The 17,417-nt window shown below is 61.0% G+C and carries 23 protein-coding genes and 1 pseudogene; 5 read left to right on the forward strand and 19 right to left on the reverse strand.

Annotated features, from left to right (window positions below; all coding sequences use genetic code 11):
* Positions 1-107 precede the first annotated feature (107 nt).
* Positions 108-836: an endonuclease/exonuclease/phosphatase family protein gene (locus FHT70_RS00875; protein ID WP_183698353.1), complete on the forward strand. Its 729-nt coding sequence runs from the start codon at positions 108-110 to the stop codon at positions 834-836.
* Positions 837-1,151: 315 nt separating this feature from the next.
* Here the strand turns inward: FHT70_RS00875 and FHT70_RS00880 are convergent, their stop codons facing one another.
* The 5 genes from FHT70_RS00880 to FHT70_RS00900 all read right to left on the reverse strand — a co-directional run bounded on the left by FHT70_RS00880 (position 1,152) and on the right by FHT70_RS00900 (position 5,765).
* Complete coding sequence (locus FHT70_RS00880; RefSeq protein ID WP_097600572.1) at positions 1,152-1,403, reverse strand: hypothetical protein; 252 nt, start codon at positions 1,401-1,403, stop codon at positions 1,152-1,154.
* Between the two features lie 109 nt (positions 1,404-1,512).
* Complete coding sequence (locus tag FHT70_RS00885; protein ID WP_183698354.1) at positions 1,513-2,025, reverse strand: hypothetical protein; 513 nt, start codon at positions 2,023-2,025, stop codon at positions 1,513-1,515.
* Between the two features lie 93 nt (positions 2,026-2,118).
* A complete protein-coding gene (locus FHT70_RS00890; protein ID WP_183698355.1) occupies positions 2,119-3,255 on the reverse strand; it encodes an FAD-binding oxidoreductase in 1,137 nt (378 codons plus the stop codon).
* 65 nt (positions 3,256-3,320) lie between these two features.
* Complete coding sequence (locus FHT70_RS30560) at positions 3,321-4,859, reverse strand: amino acid ABC transporter permease/ATP-binding protein (RefSeq protein WP_183698356.1); 1,539 nt, start codon at positions 4,857-4,859, stop codon at positions 3,321-3,323.
* A gap of 78 nt (positions 4,860-4,937) precedes the next feature.
* Positions 4,938-5,765, reverse strand: coding sequence for an ABC transporter substrate-binding protein (locus tag FHT70_RS00900; protein ID WP_097600569.1), 828 nt, complete (start codon positions 5,763-5,765; stop codon positions 4,938-4,940).
* Positions 5,766-5,945: 180 nt separating this feature from the next.
* Here FHT70_RS00900 and FHT70_RS00905 point away from each other — a divergent pair, with 180 nt between their 5' ends.
* Positions 5,946-7,016, forward strand: coding sequence for a LacI family DNA-binding transcriptional regulator (locus FHT70_RS00905; RefSeq protein WP_183698357.1), 1,071 nt, complete (start codon positions 5,946-5,948; stop codon positions 7,014-7,016).
* A gap of 30 nt (positions 7,017-7,046) precedes the next feature.
* On the opposite strand, the gene FHT70_RS00910 is transcribed toward FHT70_RS00905, so the two are convergent.
* The 5 genes and pseudogenes from FHT70_RS00910 to FHT70_RS00930 form a co-directional block, all read right to left on the reverse strand.
* Complete coding sequence (locus FHT70_RS00910) at positions 7,047-7,310, reverse strand: hypothetical protein (RefSeq protein ID WP_085782058.1); 264 nt, start codon at positions 7,308-7,310, stop codon at positions 7,047-7,049.
* Between the two features lie 100 nt (positions 7,311-7,410).
* Complete coding sequence (locus tag FHT70_RS00915) at positions 7,411-7,641, reverse strand: hypothetical protein (protein WP_183698358.1); 231 nt, start codon at positions 7,639-7,641, stop codon at positions 7,411-7,413.
* 205 nt (positions 7,642-7,846) lie between these two features.
* Positions 7,847-8,095: a hypothetical protein gene (locus FHT70_RS00920; RefSeq protein ID WP_183698359.1), complete on the reverse strand. Its 249-nt coding sequence runs from the start codon at positions 8,093-8,095 to the stop codon at positions 7,847-7,849.
* A gap of 65 nt (positions 8,096-8,160) precedes the next feature.
* Positions 8,161-8,566 (reverse strand): annotated as a pseudogene (locus tag FHT70_RS00925) (hypothetical protein).
* Between the two features lie 15 nt (positions 8,567-8,581).
* Positions 8,582-8,872 (reverse strand): hypothetical protein, encoded by a 291-nt coding sequence (locus FHT70_RS00930; RefSeq protein WP_183698527.1) that lies wholly within the window; start codon positions 8,870-8,872, stop codon positions 8,582-8,584.
* Between the two features lie 383 nt (positions 8,873-9,255).
* Here FHT70_RS00930 and FHT70_RS00935 point away from each other — a divergent pair, with 383 nt between their 5' ends.
* The 3 genes from FHT70_RS00935 (at position 9,256) to FHT70_RS00945 (ending at position 10,272) form a co-directional block, all read left to right on the forward strand.
* A complete protein-coding gene (locus tag FHT70_RS00935; protein ID WP_176536349.1) occupies positions 9,256-9,504 on the forward strand; it encodes a hypothetical protein in 249 nt (82 codons plus the stop codon).
* 133 nt (positions 9,505-9,637) lie between these two features.
* Positions 9,638-10,000: a hypothetical protein gene (locus FHT70_RS00940; RefSeq protein ID WP_183698360.1), complete on the forward strand. Its 363-nt coding sequence runs from the start codon at positions 9,638-9,640 to the stop codon at positions 9,998-10,000.
* 47 nt (positions 10,001-10,047) lie between these two features.
* A complete protein-coding gene (locus FHT70_RS00945) occupies positions 10,048-10,272 on the forward strand; it encodes a hypothetical protein (protein WP_097600562.1) in 225 nt (74 codons plus the stop codon).
* Positions 10,273-10,364: 92 nt separating this feature from the next.
* Here FHT70_RS00945 and FHT70_RS00950 read toward each other — a convergent pair whose 3' ends face one another.
* From FHT70_RS00950 to FHT70_RS00985, 9 genes are all read right to left on the reverse strand, one after another.
* Complete coding sequence (locus tag FHT70_RS00950; RefSeq protein WP_183698361.1) at positions 10,365-10,526, reverse strand: hypothetical protein; 162 nt, start codon at positions 10,524-10,526, stop codon at positions 10,365-10,367.
* Positions 10,527-10,563: 37 nt separating this feature from the next.
* Complete coding sequence (locus tag FHT70_RS00955; protein ID WP_164517833.1) at positions 10,564-10,725, reverse strand: hypothetical protein; 162 nt, start codon at positions 10,723-10,725, stop codon at positions 10,564-10,566.
* Positions 10,726-10,808: 83 nt separating this feature from the next.
* The gene (locus tag FHT70_RS00960) at positions 10,809-10,997 is read right to left on the reverse strand and encodes a hypothetical protein (RefSeq protein WP_088685813.1); all 189 of its coding nucleotides are present in this window, start codon (positions 10,995-10,997) and stop codon (positions 10,809-10,811) included.
* A gap of 9 nt (positions 10,998-11,006) precedes the next feature.
* Entirely contained in the window at positions 11,007-11,189 is a 183-nt protein-coding gene (locus FHT70_RS30175; RefSeq protein WP_246721670.1) for a hypothetical protein, read from the reverse strand.
* Between the two features lie 10 nt (positions 11,190-11,199).
* Positions 11,200-11,415, reverse strand: coding sequence for a hypothetical protein (locus FHT70_RS00965; RefSeq protein ID WP_097600560.1), 216 nt, complete (start codon positions 11,413-11,415; stop codon positions 11,200-11,202).
* Positions 11,416-11,518: 103 nt separating this feature from the next.
* Positions 11,519-11,719, reverse strand: coding sequence for a hypothetical protein (locus FHT70_RS00970; RefSeq protein WP_183698362.1), 201 nt, complete (start codon positions 11,717-11,719; stop codon positions 11,519-11,521).
* Positions 11,720-11,730: 11 nt separating this feature from the next.
* A complete protein-coding gene (gene malQ / locus FHT70_RS00975; RefSeq protein WP_183698363.1) occupies positions 11,731-13,650 on the reverse strand; it encodes a 4-alpha-glucanotransferase in 1,920 nt (639 codons plus the stop codon).
* A gap of 13 nt (positions 13,651-13,663) precedes the next feature.
* The gene (gene treZ, locus FHT70_RS00980; RefSeq protein WP_183698364.1) at positions 13,664-15,439 is read right to left on the reverse strand and encodes a malto-oligosyltrehalose trehalohydrolase; all 1,776 of its coding nucleotides are present in this window, start codon (positions 15,437-15,439) and stop codon (positions 13,664-13,666) included.
* Positions 15,440-15,736: 297 nt separating this feature from the next.
* The gene (locus FHT70_RS00985; protein WP_183698365.1) at positions 15,737-17,410 is read right to left on the reverse strand and encodes a response regulator; all 1,674 of its coding nucleotides are present in this window, start codon (positions 17,408-17,410) and stop codon (positions 15,737-15,739) included.
* Positions 17,411-17,417: the final 7 nt, after the last annotated feature.

Consider the following 17,417-nt stretch of genomic DNA (forward strand, 5'->3'; position numbering starts at 1 on the left):
ATTTCAAAAGTGCGGGCGACAGGCCCTATCATCCGGAACGATCAAACGAGTTCCGTGTTCCCCCGGGGGAAGAAAACCTCCCGCGCGATTAAGCTTCCAACGGGCCCATGCCGGATAAATCAATCAAATTGCTCACTTATAACGTGCACAGCTGCATCGGCAGCGACCGGAAACTCGATCCCGGCCGCATCGCTTCCGTTATCGCCGAGACGGAGGCAGATATTATCGCGCTTCAGGAAGTCGACGTCGGTAGGCGCAGGACCGGCGGCATCGACCAGGCGCATGTGATCGCTTCGCTCTTGAAGATGCAGGCGCATTTCCATCCGGCGCTGTCGATTGCCGAAGAACAGTACGGCGATGCGATCATCAGCGCCCTTCCGACAGGCGCGATCAAGGCAGGCCCCCTGCCCTCCGTCGGCGAAGCCCGGGGCGCGCTTTCCGTCGAAGTCACGGCGGGCGACAGGAAGCTGCTCGTCGTCAACACCCATCTCGGCCTTCGCGGCCGCGAACGGATCCGGCAGATGACGACGCTGTTGAATTCCGGGTGGCTGCATGGGACGGCGGAAACTCCGTTGCCGACCATCCTCTGCGGCGATTTCAACGCCATCCCCTCGTCCGCAACATATCGGCTCGTCGCGCGCTCCCTTAAGGATGCGCAGATTGCCGCCGGGGGCGCGCCGAAGGCGACCTTCCCCGCCCGCTATCCGCTGATGCGCCTCGACCACATCTTCGTCACTGAAGACCTCGTCGTCCAACGGGCAACAGTTCTCCAAACCCGCCTGACGCGGGTCGCCTCCGACCACCTCCCTCTCCTTGCAGAAATCAGTTTCGCCTGATCGCTCGCCAGTAGCCGAGCGGCCGGACACGGAATCCCCGGAGGACACTCAACGTCACCCAAAGCGACATTGAAGCGAATATTTCATGAACTATGCGTTATGAAATATTCATTCCGCTGATTGGGTGTCGGATGGGGACGGATAGAGTCGATTCGAGCGGATCCTTCACTCGAGATCGCAGCGACGAAGGAACTTGCCGATGAGACCAGAACGCTCCTGCAGCTGATCGACCATTTCCAGCTGGATGAAATAGACGCCCGCCGCGTTGCCGCTGCCTAGAACATGTCGCGCAAAAGACTACAACACGCGGGTGCGTCAGTGGTGGCTGTAGAGCGGCGGCGCCACCTCTTCGTCGGCGAGTTCCGGGTAGAGATGCCTGCGCGTGCGAGCAAGTGTCTCCGCCTCCCTGCGGTTTCGCTCCAAGAGCGCGGCGGTAACATCCTTGTAGGGGCCGCCATCCGATTGGGCGACGCGGACGGTTCCGCCCTGCGAGAGGAAGTCGCAGAACGATCGTACCGAGCGAAGACGCGTCGTAATCTCGACATAGCGAGCGTCGTGTCCAGCCATGTTTGCCTCCGTCAAAATGGTAGATGTCACGAACACTTCGGCGAGATGATGGCGCCCCCTTCATAGTGAAGAATCGATGCGCGATCTCACGCAGAACCACCGGCAGCCATTACCGCCGCGCGAGCTTTCGATTCATCGTAGCGATGGCCAGGGGCAGTGCCGTTGTCGCCACGGTTCCCCAAGGCAGCCGTCTCAACCCCCTGGTGATGAGAAATGCAACGGCCATCGCGCCGGCGAGCTTTAACCAAGGCTGATCACCGAGCTGGGCATGGGCGCTGGAATCAGCCCACCTGACGTTTTCGGTTACGACGGTCGCGGCCTGGCGTCTGATTCCATGAAGGCGAGCCCGCAGAATTTCCAGTTCCCACTTCAATTCCTGCAGTCGGCTTTCCAGGATGTGCTCCCCGGAAGTCGGCACCGGTTCTGCCACGTGATTTTCGGGCGGTGCGGACGCATCTCCGCCCAATGTGGCAAAGTAGGCGCGGTATTCGGCCTCGCTCGCGAACCCCTCACGCCGAACGAGATCCGGATTGATGGTCGATTCTTCTCCATTCGGCATTGAAGCGGCGGCATCGCCGCGATCATTTTCGGCGCCGAAGGCGGCGGCCTCATCCTTGATCATGATGCGTCTCCCGTTGGTTCCTTTCGGCAGAACGTTCGATGGCTCAAATTGATCCGTCCGACGTCAGGCTGGCGACCATCCGCATCGTGGCTGTCACCGGGACGCCGCGCTGAAGCGCTCAGGGCGGAAGTCGGAAAGCAGCGGATGGCGGCGGCCCATGGCGATCTCGTCCGCCAGCAGTTCGCCGGCGATCAGGCCAAGGGTGGCGCCGCTATGGCTGAAGGCGACGAAATAACCCGGAATCGATGACAGCTCGCCGAAAACCGGCTCGCCATCACCCGGAATCGGTTTCGGACCGACCCCATAATCTTCGATCTCAAGGACCGGATTGCCTTCGAGGACTCTCGACGCTTCTCGCAGCAGTCCCTGCAGCGTGGATTGCCTGACATTGTAGCTGCCGTCGGGGTTGGCGCTCACCTCTTCCTCCGACCAGGCGGAATCGAGTGCGAAGCCGCCATTGGGCATCGGTCGAATGGCGATGCGCGGGGTGTTGAGCACGGCCTTCAGCGGGTGGCTGATCGGCTTTGTCCTGACAAGAAGGGCGATGGGTGTCGCATCCTCGATCTGCTGGCCAGCCTCAGCAACAATTGCCGGAACCTTGCTGCCTGCAGCAAGTAGCACGGCGTCGGCGTCGTAACGCGCGCCGTCCGCCGTGATTACGCCGTGGGCGCGCCCGTTGCTGACATCGACCGCCGCGCGTCCGGCATCCGTGATGATCTCGCCGCCAAGCGCACGGAATTCTTCCGCAAGCCTGCCGATCAGAGATGGAAGATCGACCCACCCCTCCCCCGGGTTGAAGATTGCGCCTTGCGGCGTCACAGCGCTCGGGTCGACGCCGGGCGTCACCGCAGCGATCTTCTCCGGGGTGAGCCATTGAGCGTGATAGCCGAGGTCACGTTCATGGTCGAAGATTTCGGCGATCTCATTGCTGGCGTCGTCCGCATCCCAGGTCAGCCCGCCGTCAAAGCGCAGCCATGAGGCATCGGGGTATCGAGCAGCCAGCGTGCGATAGCGGTCAATGCCTGCCAGACGCAGCCGGTGATAGGCATCGGAGCGTTTTCGCGCCGAGTTCAGCCAAGCGAGAGATCGGCCGGAGGCACCATTGGCAAGCGCGCCGTCATTGACAAGCAGTGTATCAACCCCCAGTCGAGCCAAATGGAGCGCAGTCGAGACGCCGAAAATCCCGCCGCCGATGACAACGACCTTCGAAGGTTTGGTGTAAGCATTCATGTCGGGTACCCTATTCCTGCTCTTGTTTGATCGAACCGAATTGCGCGCGTTGCCGGCCTGGCGCCTCAGAGAACTTCCGCAAGGAAGCGCTTCAGCCGCTCGCTTTGCGGATTGTCGAAAATCTGCTGCGGCGAGCCGGCTTCGATGATACGGCCCTCGTCCATGAAGAACACCTGGTCGGCCACGCGGCGGGCAAATCCCATCTCATGCGTCACCACGGCCATGGTCATGCCCTGACGGCCGAGCGTCGCCATCAGGTCGAGCACGCCCTTCACCAATTCGGGATCTAGCGCGCTCGTCACCTCGTCGAACAGGATGACCTCCGGATCCATGGCCAGCGCCCGAGCGATCGCGACGCGCTGCTGCTGCCCGCCGGAAAGGCCCGCCGGCCGGTGATCCCCACGCGCGGCCAGACCGACATCGGCCAGGCGCGCCTCGGCGACGCGTCGCGCCTGCTGCCTCGGCATCTTTTTGATCTTCGTCAGCGCAAGCATGACGTTTTCGAGAGCGGTGTGATCGGGAAACAGGTTGAAGTGCTGGAACACCATGCCGACCCGGCGACGAAGCTTTTCCGGCCTTATGGTCAGGATGCTTTCGCCGTCGAGCCGTATGTCGCCACCCTTCGGCTCGACAAGCCTGTTCATGCAACGCAGCAGCGTTGATTTTCCTGAGCCGGAAGGGCCGATGATGCAAGTGACGGTTCCGGCGGGGATATCAAGATCGACACCCTTGAGTACCTCGAGCTCGCCGTAGGACATGCTCAAATCCCGGATTTGCAGGGTCCCGCCCCTGAAATGCCGGTGACCGCAGCTCGAGGCGTCGACGATGGAGTGGGGACCGGCTGCCGCCGCAAGCTCGCTCACCTCGACCAATCCGCTCGCAGGACTGGGACCGCGCCCCTGCTTACCCAATCGCAGCCTCGCATCGATATAATTGACGAAATGGGTGAGCGGCACGGTGATCACGAGGTAGAAAACGCCTGCCAGCAGCAGCGGCGACAGATTGCCGGTCACCACCGCCTGGTCTTGCCCAACGCGGAAAATCTCCCGCTCGGAGGCGAGCAATCCGAGGAAATAAACGAGGCTCGAATCCTTGACGTTGCCGATGAACTGGTTGACCAGCGCCGGCAGTACGCGCCTGATGCCCTGCGGTATGACGATCAGGCGCATGCCTTGCCCGTAGCTCATGCTGAGCGCCCGGCAGGCCTCCATCTGCCCACGCTCGACGCTTTGGATGCCCGAGCGAAAGATTTCGCCGATATAAGCGCCGGCGATCAGGCTGAGCGCAAGAATTCCCAGCGGGAACGGCGACGGACCGAAGATATCGCGTCCAATCCGGGCAAAGCCCTGGCCGATGATCAGGATCGTGACGATGGCCGGCAGTCCGCGGAAGATATCGGTGTAGATGCGCGCCGGCAGCCGCAGCCACCGAGACTGCGAGATGCCCATGACGGCAAGAACCATGCCGATGATGACGCCGAGCACGGTCGAAGACGCGGCCAGGATCAAAGTATTCTTCAGGCCGACATTGATCATGCTCGGCAGCACGTCCGCCATCGCCTCCCAGTCGAGGAAGCTGCGGCGCAGATTCTCAAGCCAATTCATAAAAATCCCCATCGAAGCCCTTGCCGGGCGTGCCGCCATCGAGGTCAGCCGTCCGTTTTTGACGGACGGCTCGCGGCCTCACTTCTTGGGGAGATATTGGTCCGGCATCGGCGAGCCGGGGAACCACTTCTCATAGAGCGTCTTCCAGGTGCCGTCCTGCATTGCCTCGTGAAGGGCGCCGTTCAGTGCCGTGCGGAAGGCATCGTTTCCCTTCCTGATCACAAAGCCCGCCGGCGCATCGAAGGACGGGATGTTGACGGCGACTTTCAGCGCAGGATAGCGCTCGCCATATTGTTTGGCCGCCTCGTAGTCGAGGAAATGCGCATCGATCGTGCCGTTGTTGAGAGCGGCGACGGCGGAATTGTTGTCGGGAAATTTCACGAGATCGGTTTCGCCAAAATTCTTGGCGGCGTAGACTTCCTGTAAGGTTCCCTGCACGACGCCGAGCCGCTTGCCCTTCAGCCCGGTCGCGTCCTTGATGGCGGAGTCCGACGTCAGCACGGAGAGATAACCGGCGAGATAGCCGTCGGAGAAGTCCACGGTCTTCTTGCGGGCTTCGGTGGTTCCGATCGCGGCGACGGCAACGTCGAACCGCTCGTTTGCCACCGATGGCAGGAGCGCCGAAAATTCCTGGCCGGTGAACGTGACCTTGTCTTTCGCAAAGCCGAGCCGGGACACGACGTTGAGAAACAGTTCGATGTCGAAACCGGTGAACTGGCCATCCGCGGTCGCAAATGTATAGGGCTTGGCATCGCCCATCGTGCCGACGCTGATGACGCCGGGCTCGATCAGATTATAGGGATTGTCGGCCGCCGTTGCCAACCCGACTCCCATCGCCAGAAAGCAAGCCGCGAGGCCGGCTTGCAGAGGCGCAATGACTGCCGGAAGTGATTCAAAAAGCTTCATGTTCGTTCTCCGCTCCAGAAGGAATGCTCTTGTCGGCATTATTTGTTCAGCCGCCTTGCCGCCCTTCTGCGGCAACACGATCTGCACGGATACCGGTCTCCAATAAAAAGAGACCGGTCTCACAACGGATTTGATAACTGTCAATTGACCGGCCGTCAACAACTCTTGTAGTGCTGCGGCATGGAAGATTCCGCTGCTCCAAAACGTTCAGTCACGGTCGCCGACGTCGCGAAGGCGGCAAGGGTGTCGAAAGCGACGGCCGCCCGCGTGCTCGGCGGCTACGGCGTCGTCAGCGGCAAGATCAAGGATCAGGTCATGGCGGCAGCCGCCGCTCTCGAATACCGGCCGAACGAACTTGCGCGCAGCATGAGCACCGGTCGGTCCGGGATCATCGGGATCGTCGTCGGCGATATCGAAAACGCCTTCTTCAGTCTGGCGGTGCGTGGCATCAGCGATGCGGCTCGGCTCGCCGGCTTCGATGTGATCATCTCCAATTCGGGCGAGAAGCTCGAATCGGAGAAATCAGCCGTCGACCTCCTGATCGGCAAGCGTGTCGACGGCCTGATCGTGACGCCCGCGCGCTGTGACAGCTTCGACCATCTCCGACACGTCGGCCGCGCCGGTATGCCGCTGGTCCTCTTCGACCGGAGCATCGCGGAGCTCGATGTCGACGCCGTGACCGGCAATGATCGCGAGGCCGCCATCGCCGCTGCCCGGTTTATGGTCGACGCAGGACATCGACGTCTCGCTTACGTCTCGGCCATGGACGCCGAGGGCGGCGGAGTGACCGATATCAGCCGGATATCGAATTCTGCCGTGCGTGAACGCGTGGAAGGCTTCATGAGCGTGCTGACGGAAGCGGGCTTGTCCGACCCCCTTCACTATGTGCGGCTTGGCGCGACCGATCAACCGCAGACGGACGCCGTGATCAAACGCCTGCTGGCGGACCCATTGCCGCCAACCGCGGTCCTCGCATCGGACAGCCTGGTGGGGCTGCGCGTCTTTAAGTCGCTGCAATCACTCGGTCTCTCAATTCCCGGCGATATCTCGATGATTTCCTTCCTGGATGCCGATTGGACAAGCGTGACCGTGCCGCCGATTACCGTCGTCGACCAGCGCGTCTACGAGATGGGCAAACTCGCCGGCGAGCGGCTCGTCGCCCGCATCGAACAGATTCCCCTTGCCGTTGAACGGCTGCGGGTCAGTACGAGCCTCGTCATCCGCAGTTCGGTCGCAAGGATTGGCGGGTGAGCTTGTTCCAAAGCAGGAATGAAGCGGCGTCTAATCGAAAAGCTCACCGTGGCCGATCTGCTCCCGTTTGCCCGGCACGTCGCTAATCACGGGATCGTCGGCAGGATCTGGATCTTTTTTATTTGCTTCGGTCAAAAATCGCGCCGCCTCGAGGAATGCGACCGAGATTTCCTCGGTTCCCCAACCGGCTTCATTGGCGGCTGCAATCAGCCTCTCCAAAGCGTCGCGCGCAGCAGCACTTGCTTCTTCGAAGCGCTGAGCGGGAGCCTCGGTTTTCGGCGGTGGAAAGGTCATCGGCGTTCCCTCCATAGTCTGACTATCAGAATGAACGCATCTCTTCCGAAATAGATGCACGACGAAGACGATTTAGCGGCGGATGTGCCGGCTTTCTCGGTCAGATGACGGTCCGCAAAAGAAACGGGGAACGCTCCAGTGGACGCTGAGCGAGGATCCTAAGCATCGCCGGACCCTGTATGCCGGTTGTCGTGCGCGAGCGGCCGTCGTGATAGATGACCGTCATGACCTGGTTGAGAAAATCATAGCGTATCTCAGTGATCGTCCGGGTGTGAACCGGAAATACGAATTCGTCGGGCACATATATTTGTCCGGAGGTTTTCAAAGTCATCGCGATGCCCCAACGAAAACAGCGCTCTGTCCCTCGCCCCCTGTTTCAGTGCATCCGGCCGGAAATCATAAGCGCTAAGCGGCCCAATCAAGCATATATTTCGCCCATGGTCGCGTGACATCAGCGTGACATGCAGTTTCGTCTGAGAAAATGCTTAGAAACCAGCAACTTCTGAAAGCGGCAAGAGCCCGAAAAAGTCCCGCAATCAGTGCAATGTCGTCTGTAATGCGTGGACCCGAGCCACCTCCGGCCAGCGTTCGCTCCCGCGCGCGAGCGACCGGACGGCCTCGTCCACCGCAAGAACCGCGTCCCTCAGCCGTTCGATCTCATAACCGAGTTCATATCGCTCGACCTCATCAAGATCATGCCTGTCAAGCAACCCTCTCGCCGCTTCGATCAAGCGCTCCGCGCGCCGGACAATATCGAGAGCGCTTCGTATAAGGACGTCGAGCATGCATTTCCCTCCTTGCCCGACAGAGAGTCGGGCAGAATCGGGATGCTGGCAATCCTAAAATCTTGTCAGATCCGCTCGCGCATCCTTTCGTACAAATCCTTGAGTTCGCGCAAGGCCGACGGCCCACTGGCGCGGTGGGGAGAGCTGACGCGAGGCAAGCGCCAACAAACCCGCGACAGCAGCCATGAGGGCAAAGGATGATAGCGGATAATGTTTCACCAGAGCTCCGGTCTGGCGGGCAGCCTCTTCGGCGCCGGCCTTGGCCGACCGCCCGGCGCTGATCACTTGCTGCTGAAGCCTATCGACCTGTTGCCGCAGAGCGCTCAAATCTGTGCGCAAATCGTCCTCGGCCTGGCGGGGGACCCCGACGGAGGCGGTGTTGATATCGATGATCGCTCTCGGAACCGGCTCGCCGATTTTGGCTCCTTCGGTATCAAGCGTCGTCCCCACAGTGTTCTTGCGGCGCGGCATGATCAGGTCTCCTTCCTAGTCGTCATCGAGCGAAAAAACCGGTCGGTAATGGCGCTGGGAAATCACCAAGCTTCGGTCGGGCTGGATAATATAAATCTCCTCGACTTGCCGCCCCCATTGATCCGTGAAGGTGTGCGGAAAGGATGAACCGACCGGGGATTTCGTCAGCTTTGTGCGCGGTTGCCCCTGATAGGTGATGCTGCCCGGAATGGGCTCAAGTCCCGCCGATGAGTAGCTGCCTGCACTGGTCGTGCAACCAGTCAACCCGATGGCCATAATCAGCCCAAGCCCCATGCTCCGCCTCATCGAATCCTCCGGCTGCTTCGGCATTCGCCTGTCGCACAAATAACAAGTCGCGGCGGACATTGTTCCGGAACCCGGTGGCAGCAGGCAGGAGCTCCTCTTCGAACAGGAACACCCGGGAGGCGGTTATTTCGAAGCGAAGCGCGGCGCTGCGTCGATGCGTATCGCCGACGCGGAAGCGCCGAACTGGCGCGCCAACGTTTCATCCAGGCCGCCCATTGCGGCCGGTGTCCTGGCGTAAAGGCAAGAGAGGCTCCGAAGCGCTCGAATAGCGGCTCCGTGCGCTAACGCACCAAGGAAACAGGCCGCTTGGTATCAAACGGGGCGGCTACTATCTTGATTAGGTGAAGAGCGATGACGTTAACCGGCAATCGTGGCGGACTTTCATGTCGATTTTCTACCGGCCGATACTCCCGCAGGATTTCAGATGCCTGTCAAAGGCTGTCATGAGCTGGTATCGCCATTTCGGCGTCTCGGTAAGCGAACACGACAGCCAGATCCTGTGCAGCGCCGCCATCCAGCTCTTCAATGAAGGCAAGACCGATGTCGACGAACTCGCCGCAGGATTGATCGAGATGTTTCCCGCCCCGGATCTGCTCAAGATCAATGCTGCCACCTCTCACTCGATCCACTAACATCTGCTAACCTTTGCTTCGGCGAGCCGAAGTTGCCGCAAACAAGAGGCGAAGCTCCTCCTTCGCGCGATGCCACCCACTCTCGGAACAGGGTGCGCTTTGCCGCGTTCTCACGGTCTGAAGGAGGTGCGTTATGGCCAAGACAAAGATTCCGAAGAAGATTGCAGGTTACAAGGTGCCGAAAGCCATCCGAAAGAATTCCATACTGAAAACCTTACTGGCGAGCCCCACCGGTCGTGACACGCTGGGAAAGGCGTTGATTGCGGGAGCCGGCGCTGCTGCGGCCGTGCTGGTGGAGGACCGCGAGGACATTGCCGGCGCCGCAAAATCGGGTACGCGCAAGAGCGCGAAGACTCTTGGGCTGGTCGGGCAGGCCTTCCACAGCGCCGCCGATGCGGCCGTCGATGTTGTGCGTGAGGCCGCCAGTTCGGCGCTTCCGAAGAATATCCGGAAGCAGGCGGAAGAAAACCCTCGGAAGGGCGTCGCCGTGCATTAGATGCGACGCCGCCCCGAAAGCATCCGAAGCGAAAGCTGGAATCTCTCTTGCGCAAACGCGCCGATAAAGGCGTCTTGTCTCAGGCCAAAGCGGCCGCGACGGCCAAGGCGCTCGGAAAGCTCGTGCGCAAGCACCCTCTCATCGCGGCCGAGATTGCCCTGGCGGGAACGGCCAGAGGAATCGCGGTCGCGGCCGAGGAAGTAAAGCATCGCATTCTACCTGATCATGATGTCGAGGAAATCGGAGACAAGGATTCCGGGGAAATCGACTGAAAGACCAGGATCTGAAGGAGCCTGGCGAGCCCATTCTGAAGGAAAAGCGGGCCAATATTACACCGAAGCAGCCGATCAAGGCTGTGATGAAATCACATCCGCAGGCCACCAAGAAAGAGATCGTTCGTGCGGCCTTCTACGCTCTTATTGCACATGCCGGCAACGACCCCGAAATGGCCGGCATCCTTCAGGAGTTCGCGATCACCCAGCGTGCCGACGAAATCGAGTGGCGGCCGAAGATATCGGCTTCCCAAGCGTGGATGAAATCCTGGCCCGCCGTCGACCGGACAACTAAAGCTCGTCGCTGCGGCGCTTTACCGCGTGTTTTACAGCCAGCAAATGTCGGCGCCGTTCGATCATGTAGTCAGCATAGCCGACGCAGATGTAAAGCAATGTCGGGCCGGCGTAGATGACGATGAGAGCCAGTGCAACAAGGATGAATGCGGTCGTCATGGTCTGTTTTCCGTCATGTTGATCATGTGAAGCGGTGGACCTCGTGCTTTGGGCTCATAGGGTTCCACCGCCAGGTCTGTCCCTCACTTCTCTCTTGCGTCGTGGGTGTGGTGGCGATCATGCTCGCCGCCGCCGCCCGAAACCTTGCTTCGCGTACGTCTATCCGGCTCGGCTGGCGGCTTCGGTATCTCGAGCGGCGCCTTGGCGTTTTCATGGGATGCGCCTGGGCCGCCCTGGCGGATAGTCGATGGGCTCTTCTTCGACGTAGACATCGATGCCTCCTACCTGTCCTGCTGGTAACCCTGATGGGTGGTGTTGACTTTGGTGTTTCCTAGTTGACCCTTCTTACCAGGGTTTTCGTTGCCGCTTGCCACCGCAGTATCCTCTGACTCGGTCTGCCGGGGCTTGCCGGCTCCCTTGTTACTGACGTTGTCGGCGGGAATGGGAGGTAATCTGCCGCTCATCACCTTGTCCTCATTTAGGATTCCGATTGGAGCTGTGATCCGAGTATTGCTCGGTCTGAATCGTCTTGCCGTCGAGACCGCGCTCTTTGGAGTGCCGGGTCTTGTCACGGTTCGAAAGAACCGTGTTTGCGGGAAGCTTTTCCTCGTCGAGATTGGTCATCGCGCCGCTTCCGTCGCCCTTCCCCTTCGCGCCCGCGCCAATATGTTTCCGGTCGGCATGTGCCATGGTTTTCTCCTTCCATTTGTGGAGTCAAACACGCCAAGCTCATGGAGGTTCCGGGATGCGAAACTCAAATCGCCTGACGCTCGAGCGGACAAGCTGAGACGTCCTAAGGCTTGTCCAGGTGCCGCTGCAGTTCGCCCTTGGGAATGAAATTGTCGGTGCTGCCCGGCTCATGATCGGGATGCGATACCTTCACGTCGAGATCGTCAGGAAGCGACAATGCCTGCTTGGCGTTCATGATGCCCAGCGGCACCCGTCCTTCCTCGGTTTCTACGGCAACTTCGACAAGTGGTCTTCTGGCTTTCATCTCGGCGATCCTTATCCCTGTCTATTCGAAATCCGCCTGCTTCCTGATCGTTCCGTTGCCGCGTGAATCCGTGGCCTTTCTTCCCGCATCGCCGCCGTAATGCGATGCAGCAGAGGGTTCGACGCCAGCTCCGCCAACGACAGCGACAACTTCAGCTTCCAATTGGGGTAACTGTCGCTCGTGCCAGGGATATTGGTGGGCCTTTTCTCGTCGGTCATGTCGGCAAGCCGAACCGCCACGAGAAGCGACGGAGTACGGGCCACGAAGCGGTAGGCGCTGACCGTCAGTTCCCTCAAGGTCTTCCGGCTTGCCCTTGCGCTGAGACGGGCGGGCACATCGATGTCGGCAGCGCGGAGCGCCGCCTTCAGATTTCGTCGCTCGCGCCGGCGGTGCTGGAGATGTTTTGCCGTGAGATCGGGCGGCACGATGCCGTGGTCGCGGCGATCCTGGATGTCGGCGCTGCGCCACCAGCCGGCGAGCGTCTGATGGTCGTGCGTTGAAATGCAGGTCAGGCCAAAGACGGGATAGGCATCCGGCGGCTTGAAGCCTTTTTCGTCCTGTTCATAGGAGAGAATGCGATACGAAAGGATCTGCGCCGCCGCCAGCTCGTCAGGCAAATCCGGCGGGATCATTCCCAACGCTTCACCGATGACGAGGCATCGATGCTCGGCGGAGGTCTCGGCCAGGATTTGCAGAAGCCGACGCTCGGGGTAGCGGACATAGGCGCCGCCATCCGGCCTGCTGCCGAGCGGCACCAGAAACAGGCGCCGGAGCGCCGGGGCGTGATCGATCCGGATCGCACCGGCATAGCGCATGGCGGCGCTCACCATGCGCCGGTAAGGCGAGCTGTCTCCCGAAGCGATCGCGGAAGGCAGATATCCGGCTAGATGCCAGTCCTGTCCCTCCACCGCGAATGGATCGGGAGGGCTGCCGATGGTCGCCTTCGAGATATAGACATCCGGCTCGCTCCATGTGGCCGATCCGTCGACCGCCTCGCCCACGGCGAGATCGAGATAAAGTCCGATCCGCAGGCCGGCTTCCCGCGCCCGGTCCGCTGCCTGAAGCAGTTGCTGATGAGCGAGCCACTGCAGCCACATGTGGAAGCGGACCTCGTCCGCATGCTCGCGCGCGAATTCGGCGACGGCGGCGCTGTCAGAGCGCCGGAAATCTGCCGGCCATCCCTGCCAGCCGGCGCCTGCACCACGCTCCACCATGGAAAGCGAAAGACATTCAAAGAGCGCATGTCGCTGCAAGCTGTTGCCGCCTCGCGTGACGAAGGCATCGAAATCAACGGGATCGTAAGTTTTATCGGCGACGCCTGCTTGGGGCCAGCCGCGCCAGAGATCCCGCAGAGCTCCAAGCTTGACCCTCGCAACTCCGACATAATCGACGAGGTCGCTTCGGCGAAGTCCCTCCAGTTGCCGTTCGAATTCGGCACTACTGACAAAACCTGGCAGTCGGTCGACCGCGATGTAGAGCGGGTTGAGATGCTGACGGCTCGAGGGCTCATAGGGGCTGCAGCGGTCGGGATCGGCGAGAAACGGTGCGTGCAGCGGATTGAGGCCGACGAAGTCAGCGCCGATCTTCCCCGCCAGGTCGGCCACGTCAGACAGATCCTCAAAATCTCCGATGCCCCAGTTTCGCGCCGACCGCAGTTCGTAAAGCTGCAGGCTGATCCCCCAGACCCGCGTCTTGAGCAGGAAGTCCGGCAGAAATGACTTGGGAATTGCGTCATTCGCCGGCGCCGGCTCCTGCTCCCGCCGCGGTGCAACCGTCTGCCGATGGGTGGTTCCTGACAGATCGACTTCCAAAGCCGAGAGTATCTTGCGTTTGGTGTCGGCGGAAATCGCCACCTCGCGATCCTCGGGACTGGGCCTGGTCGGGCTGATCCCGTATCGCCGGGCGAGCTTTTCGAGCTCGACGGATTTCATCGTCCGATCGCCTTCATGCCAGGCCCTCACGCGAGATGCTCCAGATCACCGTCCAGGGCGCCAATTGTCCTCCATCGCTGCCGCCGAGGCGGAAGATCGTTTCGCCTTCTTGGCGCCGCCGCAGAAGCGGCGCCGCCTCGCCGCCGAGATTGGCATCCAGATGAAGGCGCCGGTCGCCGGCCAGGACCCAATCCACCGCGAGCGTTGCACCTGCGGAGCGGTAGACCCCGTTTCCGCCTCTGGCTCCTTTCAGCAGGGGTACGATCCGTCGACGTCGGAGGTCGAGAAGCATCTTGTAGAATTCAAGCATTTCAGACGCGCGTTTCGACCAGTCGAGCTTGGCAGCCGCAAAGGTCGACGGCGCCGTCGGATCGAGATGCTCGTCAACATCGAACCCCGGCAGGCGCGAAAGCTCCTCACGCCTGCCCTTTCTGACCTTTTCGTTCAGATCCTCGTCGAAGTCGCAGAAAAACGGAAAAGGCTCTCGCGCGCCCCATTCCTCACCCATGAACAGCATCGGTATCTCAGGTGCCAGCAAGTAGATCGATGTGACGGCCTTGACAGCGTCGGTCGAGCTCGAAGCCATAATCCGGTCCCCGAGCGCCCGGTTACCGATCTGGTCATGGTTCTGGATAAAGGACACGAAGGCGGTGGACGGCAGATGGCCACTCGGCTTACCCCGGCTTCCGCCGCGATACGGCATGTGCTCGCCCTGGAACACGAAGCCTTCCGCCAGCGCCCGGCCGAGCTTGCCGGCGTCGCCGACATAATCGGCATAGTAGCCGAAGGTTTCACCCGTGGCAGTAATATGCAGCACATGGTGGACATCGTCGTTCCATTGGGCCGTGAACAGCCTCGCCCCGCCATCTGCGTCACGTTTCAGAAGGTCGCTGTCGTTCTCCTCGTTTTCCACGATCAGATGAACATGCCGGTCACCGGCTTCAGCCCTGACGCGGCCGGCCAGTGCGTGAAGAAGGTGCTCAGAGCTGTCGTCCTTGATGGCATGGACGGCGTCGAAGCGAAAACCGTCGAGCCTGAACTCGCTAATCCAATAGATGGCATTCTCGATGATGAATTCGCGGATCATCTCAGAGCCGTCACCGTCATAATTGATGCCGTGGCCCCAGGGTGTCTTATGATGATCGGTAAAGAGCGGTGCGTAGGAGGGAATATAGTTCCCGTCTGGCCCAAAGTGGTTGTAGACCGCGTCGAGAAAGACCGAAATGCCACGTTCGTGCGCCGCATCCACCAGCGCCATGAGATCTTCCGGCCGGCCGTAACTGCTGTCGGGCGCATAGGGAAGCACGCCGTCATAGCCCCAGTTGTAGCGGCCGGGGAAGTCGCTGAGCGGCATGATCTGCAGCGCCGCGACGCCCAGTTCCCGCAGATGGTCGAGACGTTCGATCGCGGCCCTGAAGGTCCCCTGCGGTGTAAAGCAGCCGATATGCAGTTCGTAGATGACCATCTCTTCCCATGGCCGGCCCGTCCAGTCGCCCGTTTTCCAGCGATAGGCGGAAAGGTCGACCACTTCGCTCGGACCATGCACATCCTGCGGCTGGAAGCGCGAAGCAGGATCGGGAATTTGAAGACCGTCCGGCAGGATGAAGCGATACTGCGTACCAGGGCCGGCATCCGCGACCGCGCACTTATGCCAGCCATCTTCAGCCGCTTGCATCGGGCGCGGATCAGAGCCTTCGATTTTCAACGAAACGCTTTCATGCAGTGGAGCCCAAAGGCGAAACAGAACGCCATCTTCGGTGAATGCGGGGCCGAACATCGTTTTGGTCAAGGGGAAGCCTTCGGTGAGTGAGGATGGGTTTGAGTAACTTTTAGCAGAGCGAAAAGTTTCGCCGGGGTAGAGTACGCGCGACGAGATCTCATCAGCGGGCGCGCAAATCCGAATTGGTCGCGGCGTGTTCATGCTGGTTCACGCGGACGAAGAGCAGTTTTCCATGTTAACCGCGCGCCTCATGGGCGGCATCCGCGGGCACGGCAGCCGATTCCTCCGCCACTCAGGCTGGTGACTTAGGGGGGAATGAATAAACGTCGATTATGCGGCATCCCCCAACGGCTGCCGCTTCGATCATCACGCCGCTGCGACCTTGTCTCTCAGCGCCTCGTCCATGGCCGCCTGGAGCTGCTCCTGCGTGAACGGTTTCGCCATCCTGAGCATCCGGCCGAGCCCCTGATCCTCCGCAAGCTCGACATAGCCGGAAGCGAGGATAACGGGCAGGTTGGGGAAGGCTGAACGAAGATGGCGTGCGAGCTCGGCGCCCGTCATGCCCGGCATGGCATGATCAGTGATGACGAGATCACACTCCTGTCCGCCGGCGAGGAATTCCAAAGCTTGGGTAGCGGAAGCCGCTTCCCGCGGCAGGTGCCCGAGGTCCTCCAGCATTGCCACGGTTCCGGTCCTGACGAGTGCATCGTCGTCGACGACGAGGATGGCAAGCGATCGCGAGACTGGTTTCAAGGGTTCGGCGGCCGCAGGCACGCCCGCGGGCTCTGCCTTCGGAACGCTCTGCGCGACGGGCAGCCAGAGGGAGACGGTCGTGCCCTTGCCTCTTGTGCTCGAAATCTGGATGGAACCACCCGACTGCGCTGCCAGGCCGTGCACCATCGACAGGCCGAGCCCGGTGCCCTTGCCGATCCCCTTCGTGGTGAAGAATGGCTCGGCAGCGCGCAGAACCGTCGCTTCGTCCATTCCCTCGCCATCGTCCGACACCGATATCCTGATGTAATTTCCACCTGCAAGACCGGCCGGCCGGGTCTCCTCCGCCGCAGCCGCGACGGTCACCGCACCGCCGCTTTCGAGCGCATCCCGTGCATTGACGAAAAGGTTGAGCAGCGCCAGCTCCAGCTGGTTGCTGTCCACCAGCAGCGGCTCCAGATCCGCAGGGATGTGCTTTCGGATCTCGATTCGCGGTCCGACCGCCTTGGCGAGCAGATCCTCGACGTTTTCGAACAGGCGGAGGAAATCGACCGCCTGCGGCTTCAGCTCCTGTCGGCGAGCGAAGGCAAGCAGGCGCTGGGTGAGCGCCGTACCGCGTTCGGCCGCCTGGATGGCGTTCGTCACCAGACGTTCGCTGCGCTCATCCGCCGGAAGCCGCTTTTTCAGCAGGCTGAGGCTGCCGAGCACCGCCATCAGGAGATTGTTGAAGTCGTGCGCCACGCCGCCTGTCAGATGGCCGATCGTATCGAGCTTCTGTGCTTCGAAGAGCTGGGCCAGCGCCTCCTCGCGCTCGCGCGTCCTTTGGTCGATGCGATGCTCGAGCTCCTCGTTCAGCTGACGCAACTGCGCTGCCGAGGCTTCGAGTTCGGCGGTGCGCTGGTGCACCCTGGCCTCCAGCTCGGCGTTCAGACGTTCGAGTTCCCGCGTCTTCCTGTAGAGATCCGCAAAGACCCTGACCTTGGCCCGCAGCACCTCGGGCACGATCGGGACGGAGACGTAATCGACGGCGCCCACCGCATAGCCGCGCAACCTGTCTGGTTCCGCCAGCATCACGGCGGAGACGAAGATGATCGGTGTGTTCTGATAGCGCGGGTGCTGCCGGATCATGCTGACCAGTTCGAATCCGTCCTGCTCGGGCATGCAGACGTCGACGAGGATCACGGCAATTTCCGTGCGCAGCAGGTGCTCGAAGGCTTCGCGCGCGGATTGCGCCTTGATCAGATTTTCCTCGAGCTCTTCGAGAATGACCTCGTAGCTCAGGAGTTTGGCGGGCTGGTCGTCGACGAGGAGGATGTTGACGGGGTTCATGGCCGGA

Source organism: Rhizobium sp. BK049, from assembly GCF_014193135.1.
Classification (GTDB): Bacteria; Pseudomonadota; Alphaproteobacteria; order Rhizobiales; family Rhizobiaceae; genus Rhizobium.

Bases quoted from the DNA above. Each gene is read 5' to 3' on its own strand.
- FHT70_RS00930 (WP_183698527.1), bottom strand. From the start codon at position 8,872: ATGAGGCGGAGCATGGGGCTTGGGCTGATTATGGCCATCGGGTTGACT.
- FHT70_RS00915 (WP_183698358.1), bottom strand. From the start codon at position 7,641: ATGACTTTGAAAACCTCCGGACAAATATATGTGCCCGACGAATTCGTA.
- FHT70_RS00965 (WP_097600560.1), bottom strand. From the start codon at position 11,415: ATGGCACATGCCGACCGGAAACATATTGGCGCGGGCGCGAAGGGGAAG.
- FHT70_RS00910 (WP_085782058.1), bottom strand. From the start codon at position 7,310: ATGACCTTTCCACCGCCGAAAACCGAGGCTCCCGCTCAGCGCTTCGAA.
- FHT70_RS00905 (WP_183698357.1), top strand. From the start codon at position 5,946: ATGGAAGATTCCGCTGCTCCAAAACGTTCAGTCACGGTCGCCGACGTC.
- FHT70_RS00935 (WP_176536349.1), top strand. From the start codon at position 9,256: ATGTCGATTTTCTACCGGCCGATACTCCCGCAGGATTTCAGATGCCTG.
- FHT70_RS00880 (WP_097600572.1), bottom strand. From the start codon at position 1,403: ATGGCTGGACACGACGCTCGCTATGTCGAGATTACGACGCGTCTTCGC.
- FHT70_RS30175 (WP_246721670.1), bottom strand. From the start codon at position 11,189: ATGAGCGGCAGATTACCTCCCATTCCCGCCGACAACGTCAGTAACAAG.
- FHT70_RS00885 (WP_183698354.1), bottom strand. From the start codon at position 2,025: ATGATCAAGGATGAGGCCGCCGCCTTCGGCGCCGAAAATGATCGCGGC.
- FHT70_RS00955 (WP_164517833.1), bottom strand. From the start codon at position 10,725: ATGACGACCGCATTCATCCTTGTTGCACTGGCTCTCATCGTCATCTAC.
- FHT70_RS00960 (WP_088685813.1), bottom strand. From the start codon at position 10,997: ATGTCTACGTCGAAGAAGAGCCCATCGACTATCCGCCAGGGCGGCCCA.
- FHT70_RS00920 (WP_183698359.1), bottom strand. From the start codon at position 8,095: ATGCTCGACGTCCTTATACGAAGCGCTCTCGATATTGTCCGGCGCGCG.
- FHT70_RS00985 (WP_183698365.1), bottom strand. From the start codon at position 17,410: ATGAACCCCGTCAACATCCTCCTCGTCGACGACCAGCCCGCCAAACTC.
- FHT70_RS00900 (WP_097600569.1), bottom strand. From the start codon at position 5,765: ATGAAGCTTTTTGAATCACTTCCGGCAGTCATTGCGCCTCTGCAAGCC.
- FHT70_RS00890 (WP_183698355.1), bottom strand. From the start codon at position 3,255: ATGAATGCTTACACCAAACCTTCGAAGGTCGTTGTCATCGGCGGCGGG.
- FHT70_RS00970 (WP_183698362.1), bottom strand. From the start codon at position 11,719: ATGAAAGCCAGAAGACCACTTGTCGAAGTTGCCGTAGAAACCGAGGAA.
- FHT70_RS30560 (WP_183698356.1), bottom strand. From the start codon at position 4,859: ATGAATTGGCTTGAGAATCTGCGCCGCAGCTTCCTCGACTGGGAGGCG.
- FHT70_RS00875 (WP_183698353.1), top strand. From the start codon at position 108: ATGCCGGATAAATCAATCAAATTGCTCACTTATAACGTGCACAGCTGC.
- FHT70_RS00940 (WP_183698360.1), top strand. From the start codon at position 9,638: ATGGCCAAGACAAAGATTCCGAAGAAGATTGCAGGTTACAAGGTGCCG.
- malQ (WP_183698363.1), bottom strand. From the start codon at position 13,650: ATGAAATCCGTCGAGCTCGAAAAGCTCGCCCGGCGATACGGGATCAGC.